Source organism: Stenotrophomonas sp. STEN020 (genome assembly GCF_056760195.1).
In genome coordinates this window covers 222,026-241,454 of record NZ_JBRREI010000001.1, presented here as the reverse complement: position 1 = coordinate 241,454, position 19,429 = coordinate 222,026, and the positions used below count along the sequence as shown (strand labels likewise).

The following is a 19,429-nucleotide window of genomic DNA, read 5'->3' as shown; positions in this document are numbered from 1 at the left end:
GTAGACGTTACGCAGAGCCAACATGTCGATGTCCAGCATCCCGCAGCACAACACAAGCCATCATCCAATACCGGCCCGCCCGCATGGCGTTGCTGCGGCTTGGCTGTGGGGCCTGTTGGCGCTGGCGGTTGTAAGCGTCTTCAGCCTGTTGGGCTACCGCACCCTGCAGACACCAGTGGCCGCCGGCCCGGTGTCCATAACCACGGCCGATACCACCTCGGTGGTCAGCGTTGCCGGCAATCGCGACGCAGAGCCGCTGACCAGCAATCCGACGCCTGACTACCCCGCCGCAGCGCTGAATGCCGGCGTCGAAGGCGATGTAATCGTGCGCCTGCAGGTGGACGCCAACGGCAGTGTCAGCCATGCGAGCGTGGTCGGGCATGAGGGCGGCGTTGATCCAGCGCTGGATCAGGCCGCCATCGCAGCACTGCAGCACTGGCGCTTCCAGCCCGCGATGCGGGATGGTCGCGCCATCAACAGCGTGGTGCAGGTACCAGTGGAATTCAGGACCGGGCGCTGAGTCCGAAGCCGGCACCACCGGCCAGGCTGTCGAAGCCCGGGAACGAGGTCGCCACGTTGGCGACATCATTGATACGCACTTCTCCGGTGCTGAGCTGACCGGCAATGGCGAAGGCCATCGAGATGCGGTGATCGCCATGGCTTTCGATGGTGCCGCTGCCCAGCGGACCGCCGAAGATGGTCGCACCATCGTCGGTTTCGTCAACGCGCAGGCCCAGATCACGCAGGCCGGTCGCCATCGCCGCAAGACGATCAGACTCCTTCACCCGCAGCTCGGCCGCGCCGCGTACGACGGTCTGCCCTTCAGCAGCGGCGGCAGCCACGAACAAGGCCGGGAACTCGTCGATCATGTCCGGCACCAGCGCTTCAGGAATCTCCACGCCCCTGAGCTGCGCATAGCGCACAACCAGGTCAGCGACCTGCTCGCCACCGTGCTCGGCGTGGTTCTCCTCGGTGATGTCCGCGCCCATCAAACGCAGTGCCGCCAGCAGGCCGGTACGGCGCGGATTCAAGCCCACTGAGCGTAAACGCACTTCCGAGCCGGGAATGATGCTGGCGGCAACAATGAAGAACGCCGAGGACGAAAAGTCTGCTGGCACCGAAATGTCAGTCGCGCGCAGACGCTGACCGCCACGCAGACGCGCCTTGCCAGGCTCAAACTCGATCTCCACGCCAAACGCGCGCAGCATGCGCTCGGTGTAGTCGCGGGTTGGATGCGGTTCGACCACCGAGGTTTCGCCCTGCGCATACAGGCCAGCCAGCAGCACCGCCGACTTGACCTGCGCACTGGCCACCGGCAGTTCGTAATCGATGCCCTGCAGCGACTGCCCGCCGTGGATGTGCAGCGGCGGCGTGCCATCGTCCTGGGTGTCGATGCGCGCGCCCATCTGTGCCAGCGGCCCGGTCACCCGACGCATCGGCCGCTTGGACAGCGACGCATCACCAACCAGCGTGGTGTCGAACGGCTGTGCGGCCAACAGGCCGGCCAGCAGGCGCATGCCGGTACCGGCGTTGCCGCAGTCCAGCTCGCCTTGCGGTGCCTTCAAACCATCCACGCCTACGCCATGGACGATCCGCTGCGACGCAGAAGGGGTCTCAAAGCGAACGCCCATCTGTTCGAAGATGTGAGCGGTAGCGCGGGTGTCTTCGCCTTCAAGAAAACCATCGATATGCGATACGCCATCGGCCAGCGCGGCGAACATCACCGAACGATGCGATACCGACTTGTCGCCGGGAATGGCGAGCGTGCCCTGCAGGGCGGAACCTTTGCGTGCAATCCAGTAGGGCTGGGAACTCATGCGGTCTCTCTAGTATTCAGTGCGCCAGCGGCGCGTCAGCAAACCCTTCTCCCTCCGGGAGAAGGTGCCCGAAGGGCGGATGAGGGTGCGGGAGCACAGGGCTGCAGCGAATTGAAGAATGTCGGCAACCCGGCCCTCACCCCAACCCCTCTCCCGCAGGGAGAGGGGCTCGAAACTCAGGGCACGGCGACCGGATAGGAGCCGAGCACCTTGATCTGCGCCGAATGCGCCTCTAGCTCGGCCAGTGCGGCCTGCATCGACTCGTCTTCGATATGACCAGCCAGGTCGATGAAGAAGCCGTACTCCCACTTGGCCTGATGCGATGGCCGCGATTCAATGCGATTCATGCTGATGCCGTGGCGCGCGAACGGGCTGAGTACGTCGAAAAGTGCGCCCGGCTTGTCGTGGATGAAGACCAGCACCGAGGTGCGGTCATGGCCCGATGACGGGAACAGCTGGCGGCCGATCACCAGGAAGCGCGTGGTGTTGTCGGCGTCGTTCTGGATCGGCTTGGTTACCACCTTCTTCAAGCCATACACGTGCCCTGCACTCTCGCCGCCGATGGCCGCCGCATCTTCGGCATTGCGTGCGCGGCGGGCGCCTTCTGAGTTGCTGGAAACCGGCACCTTTTCAGTCTTGGGCAGGTTTGCCCGCAACCACGCCGAGGTCTGCATGAAGGCCTGCGGGTGCGCGTAGATACGCTCGATGTCTTCGATGCGGCCAGTGCGCGAAAGCAGGTACTGCTGCACGCGCAGCTCGACTTCGCCACAGATCTTGAGGTTGGAGGTCAGGAACATGTCCAGGGTGATCTGGATGGTGCCCTGCCCGGAATTCTCCACCGGCACCACGCCGAAATCGGCGTTGCCGTTTTCCACTTCCTGGAAGATCTCTTCGATGTTGGCCAGCGGCAAGCCAAGCGCCGAACGACCGAAGTGCTTGTGCGCGGCCTGCTGGGTGAACGAGCCTTCCGGACCGAGGTAACCGATCTTCAGCGGCTCCTGCTGGGCCAGACAGGCCGACATGATTTCGCGGTACACATGCACCAGCACTTCGTCACTGAGCGGCCCTTCGTTGCGGTCCACCACCATCCGCAGCACCTGTGCCTCACGCTCCGGGCGGTAGTAGTCAACGGCTGCCGCCAGCTTGCCCTTGGCCTTGCCGACCTGATGGGCGAAGTTCGCCCGCTCGGCAATCAAGGCCTGGATGCTGCGATCGATCTGGTCGATCTTGGCGCGCACATCCGACAGCACCGGCTTGGCGACGGTCAACGTTCCGGCAGCGGCTTTCTTGCTGACGGCGGCTTTCTTGGCTGCAACCTTCTTGGCCGGCTTTTTGCTGGCGGCAGGTTTGGCGGCGGCGGCCGGCTTGGTCTTGCTGGCGGTCTTGCTTGGCTTGGTCGCCATGGAATCGTCTACCTGTTACAGGCCGGCGCAGTGCGCACGGCGGGAGTGGTTCAACCGTTGCGCTGCTGGAAGTCACGCATGAATGCTGCCAGCGCCTGCGCGCCTTCCAGCGGCATGGCGTTGTACAGCGAGGCACGAATGCCACCGACAGCCTTATGGCCCTTCAGCGCCAGCAAACCGGCAGCCTTGGACTCGCTGACAAAGCGCGCATTGAGCTCTTCGCTGGGCAGGAAGAACGGAATGTTCATGCGCGAACGCGCCACCGCAGCCACTTCGTTGCGATAGAAACCACCGGAACCATCAATGGCGTCATAGACCGCCGACGACTTGGCAAGGCTGAGCTTGGCAAAGGCTTCCACGCCGCCTTGGGCCAGCATCCACTTGAACATCAGACCGGCCAGGTACCAGTTCCAGGTCGGCGGCGTGTTCAGCATCGAATCGCGCGCGACATGCGAACGGTAATCGAAGATATCGGCACGCGGCTGGCCGGCACGCTCCAGCAGGTCGCGGCGAATGATGACCACGGCAATGCCTACCGGGCCCAGGTTCTTCTGTGCGCCTGCATAGATCACGCCATAGCGCGACACATCAATCGGCTCGGAGGCAATCGACGAACTGAAGTCAGCGATCAACGGCACGCCGCCCACATCCGGCACATCGCGGAATTCGATGCCGTGAATGGTTTCGTTGGCGGTGATATGCACATAGGCCGCGTCGTCCGACAGCTGCCATTGTGAGCGCGCCGGGATATCCCGATAGCCACTGGCCTCACCGCTGGCGGCGATGTTCACATTGACATAGGGCTGGGCCTGTTTGACCGCGGTCTTGCCCCAGTGGCCACTGACCACATAGTCCACGCGCTGGCCGGGGCTGGCGAAGTTCAGCGGCAGCAGTGCCTGCTGGGTGGTGGCACCGCCACCCAGGAAAAGCACCGCGTAATCGTTGGGAATGCCGATCAGACGACGCAGATCAGCCTCGGCCTCGGCGGCCACGGCCATGAAGTCGGCACTGCGATGACTGATCTCGACAATGGACGCGCCTACGCCATTCCATTCCAACATCTCCGCCTGCGCCTGGCGCAGGACCGATTCCGGCAATGTCGCAGGGCCGGCACTGAAATTGAATGCGCGCGTCATGTCACACCTGTTGAGCAGAACGCCTAGTATGCCGCAGCGCAACAGCCTTGGGCCATCCGGAAAAGGTTGCATCTGCACCCATTCCAGCCTGTCGTTTCGCCCCGCCCGGGCATAGGGTGCATTGCTGCTGAAGCCGCTGCTCAGCGTGCCCCGAACAGCAACAAGGCGCTGATTGCCGCACCCAGCAGCAGGGCGCTGAGCAGCAGCCAGGGCCAACGCCGCGGCAGCTTGGGCTTTGCCGGTGCCAATGTCGATGGCTTGAGCGCTACTGGCTCGTCATCATCCTCGACCGCGAATGCCGCCCCCGCAGAAACCGGGCCCAGCGGAATTTCCAGCACAAAGCGATGATTGCCTTCGAACACCACCTGGTCACCGGCCTGCAGCCAGCAATGCCGGGTAATTACGCCATTGACCAGGCTGCCATCGGCCGAGCCCAGGTCGCGCAGCAGCACTTTGTCGCCGTGCCGCTCAAAGCGGGCATGACGTTCGGCGAAGGCTGGGTCGTCGATAAGTATGTCGCTGGCCGGATCACTGCCGATGACGCGCGGCTTGTCCAGGGTGAAACTGCGTCCATGATGCCGCCCACCTACTCCGCGCAGCAGCACCCGCAGATCTTCGCTGCCATCATTCGGGGCTTCGGGGGGATGCAGCACCTGCTCGCAGTCGCCACGCAGCAGCATTTCCGCGCCGTCTGCATAGACCGAATCACCTGCCCGCAGCAGCGCCATGCGCCGCACCGGGCGGCCATTGACGTGGATCCCGCGGCCACCATTGGCAACCTGCAGCCAGACCCCGCGCTGATCGGTACAGAACTGCGCCAACAGCAACGGGCCGACGCTGCCGTCGCCCAAGCGGACTTGACCCGAGGCGTGGCGCACAATGCGCTGGACACCCGGCATCAATGACTGATCCGGCTGCTGACGATTACTGAAATGAACTTGCAGAGTGCGCACCGGCAGCAGACTAGCAGGTCATCCGGTAATGCAGAAGATGTACGCGAGGCTTGGACTACGCCGCGCAGGTCCGCACAATGGCGCATCTTTCTTACAAACAGCAGTTCAGGCCACACGCCATGTCCAACATTGATATCCAGCACCCCCATTCCCTGTCCGATGACAAGGCGCGCACCGCAATTGCCGAAGTCGCCGAGAAGCTGCAGGAACGCTTTGACGTGGTGACCCGCTGGGACGGCCCGGTGCTGCACTTCAACCGCTCCGGCGTGGACGGTGCCATCGAGCTGTTGCCGGGCGCTGTGCGGGTCAAGGCCGAACTGGGCTTCCTGCTGTCGGCAATGAAGGGCATGGTGGAATCTGAAATTCAACGCGTGCTGACTGACAAGCTCGGCTGAGCTGGTCCCGTCACACAACCCAAGCCGCCAAACCGTTACGGTGTAGCTGGACTCTTCAACCCCGCATAGGAGCATCGTCATGACCACGTACGAGCAACGCCCGGAAGACGAGGACGACAGCGCTGGCGCGCAAGGTCAAGCTGAGCGCTTGACCAGAAAGGTGACCGAGTCGGCGCAGCAGGTCTGGCTGGCCGGCCAGGGCGCGCTGTCGCGCGCGCAGGCCGAGGGCAGCAAACTGTTCGAGACCCTGGTCAAGGAAGGCCAGGACAGCGAAGCCCGTTCCCGCGAGCAGTCGCGCAAAGGCGAAAGCCTGCGCGATACCGTGGAGAACACCCTGGGCCAGGCCCGCGAGCGCGCCGCCGGTACCTGGGACAAGGTCGAAAAGTCGTTGGAAGACCAAGTCCACAACGTGCTGCGACGCATGGACATCCCCTCGCGCTCGGACATCGAGGCCCTGAACGACCGGCTGGACGCCCTCAACCGCCGCCTTACCCGGGCCGAGAGCCGCGCCGTGCACGACGGGCAGCACGCTGAAGATCAATGATGTTGCAAAGCAGCATTGGTTGAGCAAGAATCAATCACCCGCCAGCAGTACCGCGCCGTAAGTCTCCCTCCCCTCACGGCATCGGATGGCGGGTTTTTCATGCCTGCGATTTGTCCAGGCCGCCAGATCCCGGGTTTCGAACCTGCCAGCGAGCGATAATCCGCTGTTAACCGCGCCGCTTACGCAGCATCAGGCGGCGGAAGCAATCGCTGAAGGCACGCATGCAAACCCCGCACCCGGACGCTGATTCCGGCACCCAGACCCGCCACGCCCTGCACGGCCAGTACCCGCGCGCCGAGACCGTGGATGACTTCCGCCACAATCTGGCGCTGGTCAACGAACGCATCGCTGCAGCTTGCCAGCGCGTCGGCCGCGACCCGGCCAGCGTGCGCCTGCTTCCGGTCAGCAAAACCATTGACGAAGCCCATATCCGCCTGGCCTATCAGGCTGGCTGCCGCCTGCTGGGCGAGAACAAGGTGCAGGAAGCCCATCACAAATGGGAGGCCATGCAGGACCTGGGCGACCTGCGCTGGTCGGTCATCGGCCACCTGCAGACCAACAAAGCCAAGCTGGTGGCGCGCTTCGCCGACGAATTCCAGGCCTTGGACAGCCTGCGTCTGGCCGAAACCCTGGAGCGCCGCCTGCAGGCCGAAGGCCGCTCGCTGGACGTATTCGTGCAGGTAAACAGCTCCAACGAGGCCAGCAAGTACGGGCTTGCACCCGAAGCGGTCGCCGGTTTCCTGCAGGCCCTGCCGCGCTCCGGCGCGTTGCGGGTCCGCGGCCTGATGACACTGGCCCTGTTCTCCGCCGAGCCGGCGCAGGTCCGGGCCTGCTTCGTTCGTCTGCGTGAGCTGCGCGATCAGCTGCGCCAGCACGCACCTGCCCACATCGGGCTGGATGAGCTGTCCGGGGACTTCGAGATCGCCATCGAGGAAGGCGCCAGCGTGGTTCGGGTCGGTCAGGCCATCTTTGGCGCGCGGGCGCTACCGGACAGCCATTACTGGCCGACCACCACACCTGCGGATTAATTAGCAGGCGCAACTCAAAAAGGCGAAGTCAGCCTGCTCTTACGGTCGTCAGGGAAGATAGACTGGGCCCCATCTCTAGGCTTTCAGGTATGTCGATGTTTTCGTGGATTCTGGCCCTGTTGCTTGCGTTGCTCCTGTGGGGTCTGGCTTCTGCATACCTGTGGTTGGTCGCCCGCCGTCAAACCGAGCGCCAGCATGGCCTGGCCGCACTGGCTGGAATGCGCTGGAATGCGCTGGCGCGAGTTTTCCCGCATCGTGCATCAGGCCATGGCCGAGCAGCGCGACCTGCACCCGCTGACCGATGCCGAAGACAACGACCGCGGCACCAGCAGCGACTTCCTGCTGCAACGCGACGGCCAGCGCTGGTTGGTGTCGTGCAAGCACGGCCGCGCCTACCGGTTCGATGCCAGCGCAATCCATGAGCTGGCGTCGGCGATCAGTCTTACCGGCGCCGCCGGCGGCCTGCTGATCACCGAAGGTCATGTCGAACGCGATGGCCTGGCCGAAGCGGAGAAGCATTCGATCGAGGTCATCGATGCGCGCCAGTTATGGGAACTGCTCAAGCCCTATATGCCCGCCGAAACGCGCGAGACCGTTACCGGCATCGCCCGTCGCGAAGCCGTGCGGCACACCGGCATTGCTGGTTTGGCAGCAGTCACCTTGGGCCTGCTGGCTGGCATGGGCTACATGACCATGCAAGGAGACTCCCCGGCAACTGCACCGATCGCTACGGCACCGCAGTTTGTCGCCGAACCAGCTGCCGAATCGGCAGCTCCAGCTGCAGCCGAGCCTGCCACTGAACCTGGCAAGGCCAAGCCCGCAACCGCCGTCGCAACCAAGAGCACACCTCACCCGGACGATCTGGTCCAGGATCCGGATGCTGCTACCTTGCTGCGCTACCAGCAATCCGTTTCAAAAGCCTTGGCCGGTACCTCTGGCGTGGTCAGCGGCATCTGGCTGACCCGTTCCACCTTGTCGGTGGAGCGCAATGGCGATGATGCCCAAGTATGGCCGCTGATCTGCCAGCAGCTGCAGCGCTACCCCGCGCTGCGCACCACCCGGGTACAGCTCAACCCGCGCCCGGGCGTGGATGAGCCGGTGCGCTGGCGGCAGTGCAGCACGATCTGACGATCAGCAGCGTCCAGCCAGAGCATCGGCTTGGCTGGACCATGAGTCAGATGGGTTGAATCAGGCGGATTGAATCAGCGTGCGCCCGGCGCGAAGCGGGCAATCAGGTCGTAGGCATCGCCGAGGAACATCTGCCGCACCCAGGTAATGGGCAGCTCGCCGCGCCAGGTCTGCCGGTCGATGACCAGACAGGCCGTACCCACCGGCACCTTCAACAATGCAGCTTCATCGGCAGTTGCGGCCACCGCACTGATGCGGTGCTGGCCGCGTGTCCATGACACGTTCTGCAGCAGCCAGCTGCCCGGCGCATGGATGGAGAAATCCACCTTCAGGGTTTCCGGCACCGCTTCGGGATTGATCAGGCGGCGCTCCAACGCCAGCGGCTTGCCGTCGGCCAGGTGCAGGCAGCGCATCGCCAGCAGCTTGCCCTCGCCTACCAGCAGCAGCTCTTCGGCCACGGCATCCTTGGCCTTGCGATGTGCGCGCTCCAACAGCTGGAAGCCGTATTCGTGGCCGCGATCAGTGACCGCCACCTCGATGTCGGGGATCTCCAGCGCCACCTGTTCCAGATGCGGTGGCTGCCGGGCGACGAACGAACCGGCGCGACGACGGCGCTCGATCATGCCGCTCTCGGCCAGCGCGGTCAGCACCTTGTTCACCGTCATCCGCGAGCAGCCGTACTGCTCCATCAACTCGTGTTCAAACGGAATACGGAAGCCAGGCTCCCATTCGCCGCTGAGGATGCGGCCTTCGATGTCACTGCGGATGCGGTGATTGAGGGTGGGAGCTTTCTTGCCCTTCACTCGGGTTTCCTGAAAGAGACGGCGTCTGGCCGATAGCCGACCTTAGCCCAGTATCCGCGCAAGCGCGGCACGGTAACGCGCGCTGATCGCATCACGGTTCACGTGGCGACCATCGCGGACCAAGGTCCGACCGTTACGCCAGACACTGCGAAGGGCGCCATTACGTGCGGCGAACAGCCAGCTGTCAAGCAAGGCATCGCTACTGCGGTTGAGAAGCGCTGGATGCTGGGCATCCAGTTCCAGCAGATCAGCGGCAGCGCCCACACTCAAGCCGGTCTGCAGGCCCAGTGCCTGTGCACCACCCTCGCCTGCCTGCTGATAGAGCCAGCGGCCGCTGGACAGGTCGCCAGGTGAGAGCACATTGCGCCCGCGCAACTGCAGGCGCTGGCCATACTCGAGCAGTCGCAACTCCTCAGCTGCATCGATCAATACATTGGAATCAGAACCGACCCCGAAGCGACCACCGACCCGTACGAACTCGCGCATCGGGAACAGGCCATCGCCCAGATTGGCCTCGGTGATCGGGCACAGGCCGACCACCGCGCCACTGTCCGCCATCAACTGCACTTCTTTGTCGTTGACGTGGGTGGCATGGACCAGGCACCAACGCGCATCGACGGCGGCATTGGCGTACAACCATTCGACCGGTCGCTGACCGCTCCAGGCCAGACAGGCATCCACTTCGCGGGTCTGCTCGGCAATATGGATATGGATTGGGCCCGGTGCCAACGCAACCAGCGCCTGCAATTCCTCCGGCGTACTAGCGCGCAGGCTGTGGGGAGCAAGACCCAGCACAGCATCAGGCGTATCTGCCAATGCTCGTTTGCAGCCCTCCAGCAAGTCAGCAAAGCCATCGATGTCGTGCAGGAAGCGCCGCTGCGCCGGGGTCGGCGCGGCTCCGCCAAAGTCGCTGTGTGCGTAGAACACCGGCAGCAGGGTCAGACCCAGACCGGTTTCATCCGCCGCCGCCGCAACCCGTACCGACATTTCGGCATGGTCTGCGTAACGGCTGCCGTTCTCGGTGTGATGCAGATAGTGGAACTCGCCGACGCGGGTGAAACCACTTTCCAGCATTTCCATATAGGCCTGCGCGGCGATGGCCTGGAAGGTATCCGGATCCAGCCGGTCCAGGAAGCGATACATCAGCTCACGCCAGCTCCAGAAACTGTCCCCCGATCGGCCACCGACTTCGGTAAGCCCGGCCATTGCCCGTTGGAAGGCATGGCTGTGCAGATTGCCCAGGCCCGGCACCACCACGTCCAGACGCTGCGACTGGCCGTCCCAGGCTTCGCCGGCAACCACTGCGGTGATGCGGCCGGCGACGCTGTCGATGCGCACATCCTGCGCCCAGCCCTGCGGCAACAAGGCCTGGGCGGCGTGGAAACGAACAGTTGAGGCTGGCTTGATCGTTGTCACTGGACACTCTCCGATTGTCGCCGTTATTGTATATACAAATAGGCACGGAGAGGGACAATGCGCTGCGACACGCTATGGCATAACGCCAACCTGATGACCCTGGACGACGCCTCGGGCGGACTGGGGACCATCCGCGACGGCGTGATCGCCGTCAGCGACGGCCGCATCCTGCATGTGGGCCCAGCAGCAGATGCACCTGCATTTGAAGCCGATACCCGCATCGACTGCAACGGCCGCTGGATCAGCCCGGGCCTGATCGACTGCCACACCCATCTGGTCTATGCCGGCAACCGCGCAGGCGAGTTCGAGCAGCGACTGCAGGGTGTGACCTACGCACAGATTGCCAAGGCCGGTGGCGGCATCGTTTCAACAGTCAGCGCGACCCGCAATGCCGATGACGCGGCCTTGATCGAGGCCAGCCTGCCCCGCCTGGATGCGATGCTGGCCGAAGGCATCACCACCATCGAGATCAAATCCGGCTATGGCCTGACCCTGGCCGACGAACGCAAGCAGCTGCGGGTGGCACGCGCACTGGGGACACTGCGCAAGGTAGAGATCGTGCCGACCTTCCTCGGCGCGCATGCTGTGCCGCCGGGCCACGAGGCACAGGCCTACATCAACGAAGTCTGCGCAGTGATGATCCCGGCAATCGCGGCCGAAAATCTGGCCGAAGCGGTCGATATCTTCTGCGAGAACATCGCGTTCTCGCCGGCCCAGGCACAACAGGTTTTCGACGCCGCCAAACAACATGGCCTGGCAATCAAGATCCACGCCGAGCAGCTGTCCAACCAGCACGGCGCCGAACTGGCTGCACACAATGGCGCGCTGTCCGCCGACCATATCGAACACCTGGACGAAGCTGGCATTGCTGCGATGCGCGCGGCTGGCACAGTCGCTGTGCTGCTGCCAGGCGCTTACTACTTCACCCGTGAGACTGTGTTGCCGCCCATCCAGAGCCTGCGCGATGCAGGTGTACCGATGGCCTTGGCCACCGACAGCAACCCCGGCACCTCGCCGCTGACCAGTCCGCTGCTGACGATGAACATGGGCGCGACCTTGTTCCGCATGACCGTAGCCGAGTGCATCGCCGGGTTCACCCGCGAAGCCGCGCGCGCACTGGGCCGTGCCAACCGTGTTGGCAAGCTGGCTGCCGGCATGGATTGCGACCTTGCCATCTGGGACATCGATGCCCCCGCCGATCTGGTCTACCGGATCGGTTTCAACCCTTTGCATGCCCGCGTCTGGCGCGGACAAACCGTTTGACCTTTTGTCTCTTCAACCTCGCACTCTGAACCTCGCACTGCTGGAGCACGCATGAGCACTACCTTGACCCTCCTCCCCGGCCACGTTCCGTTGGCGCAATGGCGGCTGATCTATCGCGGCGCCAACGTGCGCCTGGACGAATCGGCCCAAGCCGCGGTCCTGCGCAGCGCGCAGGTGGTGGACGCCATCGTCGCCAAGGGCGAGCCGGTGTATGGCATCAATACCGGCTTCGGCAAGCTGGCCAGTGTCCGCATCGAACGTGAGGATCTGGAAACCCTGCAGCGCAATATCGTGCTGTCGCATGCGGCCGGTGTAGGCGAGCCGATGCCGGCCAACGTGGTGCGGCTGATGATGGCGCTCAAGCTCACGAGTCTGGCCCAAGGCGCCTCGGGCATTCGTCCGCAGACGCTGGCACTACTGGAAGCGATGCTGCAGAAGGATGTGGTGCCGGTGGTGCCCTGTCAGGGCTCGGTTGGCGCGTCCGGCGATCTGGCGCCGCTGTCGCATCTGGCCAGCGTGATGATTGGCGTTGGCGAAGCCTTTGTCGGCGGTGTTCGCATGTCGGCCGAAGCCGCCTTCGAGCAGGCCGGTCTACAGCCGCTGGTGTTGGGCGCGAAAGAAGGCCTTGCGCTGCTTAATGGCACCCAGTACTCGACCGCTTATGCACTGGCCGGTCTGTTCGAAATCGAAGTGGTTTTCCAGGCCGCACTGGTTACCGGTGCGTTGTCGGTGGAAGCCGCCAAGGGCTCGGATACGCCGTTCGATCCGCGCATCCACAGCATTCGCGGCCAGCGCGGGCAGATCGCCACCGCCGCGGTACTGCGCGAGTTGATGCAGGGCTCGGCGATCCGCGAATCGCATCGCGACAACGACGTGCGCGTGCAGGACCCGTACTGCCTGCGCTGTCAGCCGCAGGTAATGGGTGCGGCGCTGGATGTGATGCGTCAAGCAGCCACCACGCTGGAAATCGAGGCCAATGGCGTTTCCGACAACCCACTGGTGTTCACCGATACCGGCGAAGCGCTGAGCGGCGGCAACTTCCACGCCGAGCCGGTGGCATTCGCAGCGGACATGCTGGCTATGGCGATCTGTGAAATCGGCTCGATCAGTGAGCGCCGTACCGCGATGCTGGTTGATCCTGCGTTGTCCGGCCTGCCGGCCTTCCTGACGCCGAAGCCGGGCCTGAATTCCGGCTTCATGATTCCGCAGGTCACCGCGGCAGCATTGGTTTCTGAGAACAAGCAGCGTGCCTATCCGGCCAGCGTCGATTCGATCCCGACCTCGGCCAACCAGGAAGACCATGTATCGATGGCGGCGCATGGCGCGCGTCGTTTGATCGCCATGGCTGAGAATGCTGCCAACGTGATCGGTATTGAACTGCTTGCTGCCGGCCAAGGTTGTGATTTCCACGCGCCGCTTCGCTCTAGTTCACCGCTGGAGCAGGTGCGTTCGACCTTGCGTGCGCAGGTACCTACGCTGGTAGACGACCGTTACTTCCATCCGGACATGGTTGCTGCGACTGCGTTGGTGCGTGCTGGTGCGCTGACGGCTGGCTTGGGTGTGCAGCTGCCGGGTGTTGATGTGGCGGACAAGGCCTGATCGAAGCGTATGCAGAGCTGCTGGCCAGCGTTGGGGCGTTCTCGCGAAGAGCGCCATCACCTGCCCTTCGGGCATCCTCTCCCGCGCGCGGGAGAGGCGAAGGCAAGCAGCCCTGCGATGCGTCAGGCCAGGTACAACGCGCCGCAAGCCGCGATGCAGTCCCTTCTCCCGCCTGCGGGAGAAGGTGGCGCGAAGCGCCGGATGAGGGGAGCTTTTTGCATTCACCGCGAAGAGCGCCCTCACCTGCCCTCCGGGCACCCTCTCCCACAAGCGGGAGAGGTGAAGGCTGGGGGCACCGCAATCTGCCATGCAACGCGCAAAGCAAAAATCGCCGCTCCGCCTTACATCAGGAATCCCCATGACGAACTCCCATGACTGGCTGCAGATCCACCACGGTCACGCTCCGCTGATCGTCAGCTTCCCGCATACCGGCACCGAATTGCCGGCATCGCACGTCGGCCACTTCGTATCACCGTGGCTGGCACGCCGTGACGCCGACTGGTGGGTGCACGAGCTCTATGCCTTTGCCAAAGCGATGGGGGCGACGACGGTACGCACCGCAATCTCGCGCTCGCTGATCGACGTCAATCGCGATCCATCCGGTGTCTCTCTGTACCCAGGGCAGAACACCACCGGCCTGTGCCCGCTCACCACTTTCGACAACCAGCCGCTGTACCGCGCCGGGCACGAGCCCGACGAAGCGGAAATCCAGTACCGTCGCGAAACCTGGTTCGATCCTTACCACGCTGCGCTGGCCGGCGAGATCGCACGCCTGCGCGCGCAGCACGAAACCGTGGTCGTCTACGACGCGCACTCGATCCGCTCCCTGATTCCGCATCTGTTCGATGGCGAACTGCCGCAGTTCAACATCGGCAGCGCCGGCCCCAGCGGTGCGCCAGACACCTCCTGCGACAACGCACTCACCGACGTGGTCGAGAACCTGTGCGCGATGAGCGGCATGAGCCATGTGCGCAACGGCCGCTTCAAGGGTGGCTGGATCACCCGCCACTACAGCAACACTGCCAACGGCGTGCACACCCTGCAGATGGAACTGGGCTGCCGCGGCTATATGCACGAACCCGCACCCGAAGACGTGGACGAGCACAGCTGGCCCACGCCCTACGACCCCGAACACGCAACCCCCGTCCGCAACACCTTGCAGCAAGTGCTTGGCGCTTGTCTGGAATTTGCTACCAGGAGAAATGCATGACCCGTCACGACCCCACCCGCAACCCGCGCGCGCCACGCGGCAACACGCTCAACTGCAAGTCATGGCAGACCGAAGCGCCGTTCCGCATGTTGCAGAACAACCTCGATGCCGAGGTCGCCGAAGACCCGACCTCGCTGGTGGTCTACGGCGGCATCGGCCGCGCCGCGCGCGACTGGGAAAGCTACGACAAGATTCTGGAAACCCTGCAGCGTCTGGACGATAACCAGACCCTGCTGGTGCAGTCAGGTAAGCCGGTCGGTGTGTTCCCCACCCACCCGGATGCACCGCGCGTGCTGATCGCCAACTCCAACCTGGTGCCGCATTGGGCCAACTGGGAGCACTTCAACGAGCTCGATAAGAAGGGCTTGATGATGTACGGGCAGATGACCGCCGGTAGCTGGATCTATATCGGCAGCCAGGGCATCGTCCAGGGCACTTACGAAACCTTCGTGGAAATGGGCCGCCAGCATTACGGCGGCAGCCTGAAGGGCAAATGGATACTCACAGCGGGTTTGGGCGGCATGGGCGGGGCGCAACCGCTGGCCGCATCGCTGGCCGGCGCCAGCAGCCTGACCATCGAATGCCGCCAGAGCAGCATCGACTTCCGCCTGCGTACGCGTTACGTCGACGAGCAGGCCACCGACATCGACGACGCATTGGCACGCATCGCCAAGTACACGGCGAGCGGTGAAGCCAAGTCGATCGCCCTGCTCGGCAATGCTGCCGAGATCCTGCCGGAACTGGTACGCCGTGGCGTGCGCCCGGACTGCGTCACCGACCAGACCAGCGCCCACGACCCGGTACACGGCTACCTGCCGATCGGCTGGAGCGTGGAGCAATGGCTTGCCGAACAGCAGGCCAATCGAGAGAAGGTGCGCGATGCTGCCAAGGCCGCGATGCGTGTGCACGTTGAAGCGATGCTCGCCTTCCATGCCGCTGGCATTCCGACCGTCGACTACGGCAACAACATCCGCCAGATGGCCTTCGACGAAGGCTTGAAGAACGCCTTCGACTTCCCCGGTTTCGTGCCGGCGTATGTGCGTCCGTTGTTCTGCCGCGGCATCGGCCCGTTCCGTTGGGTGGCACTGAGCGGTGACCCGGAAGACATCTACAAGACCGATGCCAAGGTCAAGGAGATCATCGCCGATGATCCCAACCTGCACCGCTGGTTGGACATGGCACGTGAACGCATCGCCTTCCAGGGCCTGCCAGCGCGCATCTGCTGGGTCGGCCTGGGCATTCGCCACAAGCTTGGCCTGGCCTTCAACGAAATGGTACGCAATGGTGAACTCAGCGCGCCGGTGGTGATCGGCCGCGATCATCTGGACAGCGGCAGCGTCGCCTCGCCCAACCGCGAAACCGAATCGATGAAAGACGGCTCTGATGCGGTCTCAGACTGGCCACTGCTGAACGCCATGCTCAATGTCGCCGGCGGCGCCACCTGGGTCAGCCTCCACCACGGCGGCGGCGTTGGCATGGGTTACTCGCAGCATTCCGGCGTGGTCATCGTCTGCGACGGCAGCGAAGCCGCCGACCAGCGCATCGCCCGCGTGCTGTGGAACGACCCCGGTACCGGTGTGATGCGCCATGCCGATGCCGGCTATGACATCGCCATCGACTGTGCCAAGGAGAAGGGCTTGGATCTGCCGGGCATCCTCCGCTGATCCAGCGCCCCAGGTTGCGACTACAGCGGGCAGGCCATTGGTCTGCCCGCTGTGTATTCAACATTGCATGGCTTCTGGTCCCGGCCTGCAGAAGCACTCAGCCGCGGCGTCCGCTCAAACCATAGCGTCCGCCACCGGTGACCACCAGCAACAACAACCCGCCCGCGATGGACAGGTTTTTCAGGAACTGGATCAGGTTCATGGCTCTGTCCGCACCCTCCATCGTCCAGAACGGGTGGCCAAGAACACTCGCAGCCAGCGCAAACAACGCGAGCAACAGGCTCAACGGGCGCACCCACAGCCCAAGCATCAGCGCGATCCCGACAACCAACTCCATCGCCACCGCAATCAGCGCAGCCAGTTGTGGCATAGGCGCGTGCAGCGAATCCATATACCCCACCGTAGCCTGGAAATCGCTCAGCTTTCCGAAGCCAGAGTACGCAAAAACCACCGTCATCGCGATGCGCGCAAACAGAATGATTCCATCGCGATTATGTTCTACCAAACGATCCAACATGGCATTGCTCCCACGTTTTGCACTGCATGGCAGCCGATCTCGCCGCCATCCTTGAATGCGCCCCTGCCCGCTCTCGCCAGCCCGCTTGTTACCTCCGTTCGAACGATGTGATATTAAAAGCCATCGTCACAGCAATGGTCTTACCATGCGCGGCTTGTTTGTCGTTCTGCTGTTGCTTTGTGCGGAAACTACGTCCGCACAGAACTTATCGGTCGTTGCGCCTGCCCGGCAGCATGATCACGCGATCAATGCGGCCATGCCTGAATTGGCCCGGGCCACTCTGGCCAGTCACCAGAACGCTGACCCGCAGCGTCTCCTCGACAACCGCTTCCGCCTGCAACTTGTAGCAGGCGAGTACGCGCAGGCGATAGAGAGCATCCACCAACTGCGTGCACTGCGCAAGGATCCGTCACAGCAACCACCGCTGTACCTGCAATACGAGGTGTACGCCTCGGCCAAACAACTGCAGCGCGATGAACGCATCAGCTTTGCCGACGCCTGGACTCGCAGCTTCGCGGCGCACTTTTCGCAACTGGACGATGTCAGCGCGCTCAGGGCCGAATATTCCTTTGGCAGCAACCTGCAACGTTTACGCGCCGATAGAGACAGGCAGATCGATGGCGCCGGCAATCTCAATGCGTTGAGCGAGGAGCAAGCCATCGCGCTGCTTCGCGCCTGGCAGGTTCACAGCGCCTACGCTGAGTTTCTTCCCTTGGTGGCGCAGGCGATTGCACAAGACGATGCGCGCCGCTACCGCATCGATCGCGATGTCATGGTCACCACCAGCGACGGCGCGCGCATCTCTGCCATCTCCGTGCATCCGGCCAAGGCAGGCAAACTACCGGTATTGCTCACCTTCACCATCTACGCCAATGACGAGTGGGCGTGGATGGATGCAAAAACCATGGCTGCGCACGGCTACGGCAGTGTTGTTGCTTACAGCCGCGGCAAGGGGCGCAGTCCTGATCCAATCCGTCCTTTCGAACACGATGGCAGCGATGCAGCCGTAGTAATTGCCTGGGCTGCCGCCCAACCGTGGAGCAATGGCCAGGTCGGCATGTATGGCGGCAGCTACAGCGGTTTTACCCAATGGGCCGCGCTGAAACAGCAGGCACCCGCGCTCAAGGCCATCGCCACCTCGGCAACCACCGCACCCGGCATTGACGTGCCGATGGAAGGCGGAATCTTCCTCAATTTCATCTATCCGTGGCCGTTCTACACAACCAACAACACCGCGCTGGACGACGCCACTTATGGTGACAGCGAACGCTGGAGCACACTCAACAGCCGCTGGTACGGCAGCGGCCAAGCGTATCGCGAGCTGCCGAAACTGGACGGCACTCCAAACCCTCTTTTCGAGCGCTGGTTGCAGCACCCCACCTACGACGCTTACTGGCAGGCATTGATTCCCCAAGGGCGCGAGTTCGCTGATATCGGCATCCCGGTGCTGGCGACAACCGGCTATTTCGACGGCGCGCAGATTGGTGCCCTGCACTACTTCCGCGAGCACCTCAAACAGCGCCCGGATGCCGATCACACACTGCTCATTGGCCCCTATGAGCACTTCACCATGCAGACCGGTGTGCCGGAACAGGTGCAGGGCTATCGTCCGGATCCGGTGGCGCGCATCGACCTGCAAGCGTTGCGGCTGGCATGGTTCGACCACGTGTTGAAAGGCGCCGCCAAACCGGCGTTGCTCAGCGACCGGGTCAACTGGCAGGTGATGGGCAGCAACCGCTGGCGGCACGCCGCAACGCTGGATGCGATGCCTACGCGGCAACAGCGCCTCTACCTGGTACCAGGAGGCGATGGCATTCAACAGCTGGCCGCGACCGCTGCCCCGGCACGCAGCAGCCTGCAACGCATCGATTTCCGCGACCGCAACGATGCGGCATGGCAAGCGCCACACAACGTCGTCAACCAGGCACTTGACCCGCATGCAGGACTGGTCTTCCGCAGCGCGCCGATGGCGCATGAAACCGAACTGGCAGGCGCGTTCAGCGGCATGCTCGATTTCAGCCTCAACAAGCACGATGCCGACGTGGCCCTTGCCGTCTACGAGCTCACCGCCGACGGCAACTATCTCGATCTCGCCTACTGGCTGCAGCGACTCAGTCATGCGCAGGACCCGAGCCAACGTCAGCTTCTCGCACCGTCACAACGTCATCGCGTACGCGTCGCTGATACCCGCCTGATCGGCCGCAGAATCGCAGCAGGCAGCCGTCTGGTGGTCACTTTGGGGGTAATCAAACAACCGGACCTGCAGCTCAACCTCGGCAGCGGCAAAGACCCGAGCGACGAGACACAGGCCGATGCCGGCACCCCGCTGGAGATACGCTGGTATGGCAGCAGCCATATCGACGTGCCTGTTCGCGATTGAAGATCAGTGCTGTCGGCGAGTGCCGCACGAAAAATGCGGATGTCTCCAGCAATTGCCAGAGATGTTCAGACTATTCCTGTAGCCACAGACCGGGATTGATTCCGGGCAATTGCTAAACGAACGCAACCGGTGCCAACCGTGCCCGACCTGCAACCGGCCTCTACATTCTCTTG

At 63.5% G+C, this 19,429-nt stretch carries 16 protein-coding genes and 1 pseudogene; 10 read left to right on the top strand and 7 right to left on the bottom strand.

The window, feature by feature from the left end:
* The first annotated feature begins 22 nt into the window (after window positions 1–22).
* Window positions 23–520 (top strand): energy transducer TonB, encoded by a 498-nt coding sequence (locus ACVOLZ_RS00945; protein WP_481514742.1) that lies wholly within the window; start codon window positions 23–25, stop codon window positions 518–520.
* Here the strand turns inward: ACVOLZ_RS00945 and aroA are convergent.
* The 4 genes from aroA to ACVOLZ_RS00925 form a co-directional block, all read right to left on the bottom strand.
* Entirely contained in the window at window positions 504–1,817 is a 1,314-nt protein-coding gene (gene aroA, locus ACVOLZ_RS00940; RefSeq protein WP_481514741.1) for a 3-phosphoshikimate 1-carboxyvinyltransferase, read from the bottom strand. The genes ACVOLZ_RS00945 and aroA overlap by 17 nt on opposite strands.
* A 176-nt stretch (window positions 1,818–1,993) precedes the next feature.
* Complete coding sequence (pheA, locus tag ACVOLZ_RS00935) at window positions 1,994–3,220, bottom strand: prephenate dehydratase (protein ID WP_481514740.1); 1,227 nt, start codon at window positions 3,218–3,220, stop codon at window positions 1,994–1,996.
* A 50-nt stretch (window positions 3,221–3,270) separates the two neighbouring features.
* Window positions 3,271–4,356 (bottom strand): 3-phosphoserine/phosphohydroxythreonine transaminase, encoded by a 1,086-nt coding sequence (gene serC / locus ACVOLZ_RS00930; RefSeq protein WP_481514739.1) that lies wholly within the window; start codon window positions 4,354–4,356, stop codon window positions 3,271–3,273.
* A 140-nt stretch (window positions 4,357–4,496) separates the two neighbouring features.
* Entirely contained in the window at window positions 4,497–5,309 is an 813-nt protein-coding gene (locus ACVOLZ_RS00925; protein ID WP_481514738.1) for an FHA domain-containing protein, read from the bottom strand.
* A 119-nt stretch (window positions 5,310–5,428) separates the two neighbouring features.
* Here ACVOLZ_RS00925 and ACVOLZ_RS00920 point away from each other — a divergent pair, with 119 nt between their 5' ends.
* The 4 genes and pseudogenes from ACVOLZ_RS00920 to ACVOLZ_RS00905 all read left to right on the top strand — a co-directional run bounded on the left by ACVOLZ_RS00920 (window position 5,429) and on the right by ACVOLZ_RS00905 (window position 8,404).
* Window positions 5,429–5,704, top strand: coding sequence for a polyhydroxyalkanoic acid system family protein (locus tag ACVOLZ_RS00920; RefSeq protein WP_481511312.1), 276 nt, complete (start codon window positions 5,429–5,431; stop codon window positions 5,702–5,704).
* A 79-nt stretch (window positions 5,705–5,783) separates the two neighbouring features.
* Complete coding sequence (locus ACVOLZ_RS00915; protein WP_481514737.1) at window positions 5,784–6,248, top strand: phasin family protein; 465 nt, start codon at window positions 5,784–5,786, stop codon at window positions 6,246–6,248.
* A 221-nt stretch (window positions 6,249–6,469) separates the two neighbouring features.
* The gene (locus tag ACVOLZ_RS00910) at window positions 6,470–7,276 is read left to right on the top strand and encodes a YggS family pyridoxal phosphate-dependent enzyme (protein ID WP_481514736.1); all 807 of its coding nucleotides are present in this window, start codon (window positions 6,470–6,472) and stop codon (window positions 7,274–7,276) included.
* An 89-nt stretch (window positions 7,277–7,365) separates the two neighbouring features.
* Window positions 7,366–8,404: pseudogene (locus ACVOLZ_RS00905) on the top strand (restriction endonuclease).
* A 74-nt stretch (window positions 8,405–8,478) separates the two neighbouring features.
* Here the strand turns inward: ACVOLZ_RS00905 and hutC are convergent.
* Together hutC and ACVOLZ_RS00895 are read right to left on the bottom strand one after the other, a co-directional pair.
* Window positions 8,479–9,207 (bottom strand): histidine utilization repressor, encoded by a 729-nt coding sequence (gene hutC, locus ACVOLZ_RS00900; RefSeq protein ID WP_481514735.1) that lies wholly within the window; start codon window positions 9,205–9,207, stop codon window positions 8,479–8,481.
* 42 nt (window positions 9,208–9,249) lie between these two features.
* Window positions 9,250–10,614: a formimidoylglutamate deiminase gene (locus ACVOLZ_RS00895; RefSeq protein ID WP_481514789.1), complete on the bottom strand. Its 1,365-nt coding sequence runs from the start codon at window positions 10,612–10,614 to the stop codon at window positions 9,250–9,252.
* Window positions 10,615–10,680: 66 nt separating this feature from the next.
* On the opposite strand from ACVOLZ_RS00895, the gene hutI reads away from it, so the two are divergent.
* The 4 genes from hutI (at window position 10,681) to hutU (ending at window position 16,359) form a co-directional block, all read left to right on the top strand.
* Window positions 10,681–11,886, top strand: coding sequence for an imidazolonepropionase (gene hutI / locus ACVOLZ_RS00890; protein WP_481514734.1), 1,206 nt, complete (start codon window positions 10,681–10,683; stop codon window positions 11,884–11,886).
* A 51-nt stretch (window positions 11,887–11,937) separates the two neighbouring features.
* On the top strand, window positions 11,938–13,485 hold the full coding sequence (gene hutH / locus ACVOLZ_RS00885; protein ID WP_481514733.1) for a histidine ammonia-lyase: 1,548 nt from the start codon (window positions 11,938–11,940) through the stop codon (window positions 13,483–13,485).
* A gap of 358 nt (window positions 13,486–13,843) precedes the next feature.
* Window positions 13,844–14,695, top strand: a complete 852-nt coding sequence (gene hutG, locus ACVOLZ_RS00880) for an N-formylglutamate deformylase (protein ID WP_481514732.1) — start codon at window positions 13,844–13,846, stop codon at window positions 14,693–14,695.
* Window positions 14,692–16,359 carry a urocanate hydratase gene (hutU, locus tag ACVOLZ_RS00875; RefSeq protein WP_481514731.1) on the top strand — a complete coding sequence of 556 codons (1,668 nt, stop codon included), beginning with the start codon at window positions 14,692–14,694 and terminating at the stop codon, window positions 16,357–16,359. The genes hutG and hutU overlap by 4 nt, the downstream gene beginning before the upstream one ends.
* A gap of 97 nt (window positions 16,360–16,456) precedes the next feature.
* On the opposite strand, the gene ACVOLZ_RS00870 is transcribed toward hutU, so the two are convergent.
* Window positions 16,457–16,876, bottom strand: coding sequence for a DoxX family protein (locus ACVOLZ_RS00870; RefSeq protein WP_481514730.1), 420 nt, complete (start codon window positions 16,874–16,876; stop codon window positions 16,457–16,459).
* A 256-nt stretch (window positions 16,877–17,132) separates the two neighbouring features.
* Between ACVOLZ_RS00870 and ACVOLZ_RS00865 the strand changes: the two genes are divergently transcribed.
* The gene (locus ACVOLZ_RS00865) at window positions 17,133–19,256 is read left to right on the top strand and encodes a CocE/NonD family hydrolase (RefSeq protein ID WP_481514729.1); all 2,124 of its coding nucleotides are present in this window, start codon (window positions 17,133–17,135) and stop codon (window positions 19,254–19,256) included.
* Window positions 19,257–19,429: the final 173 nt, after the last annotated feature.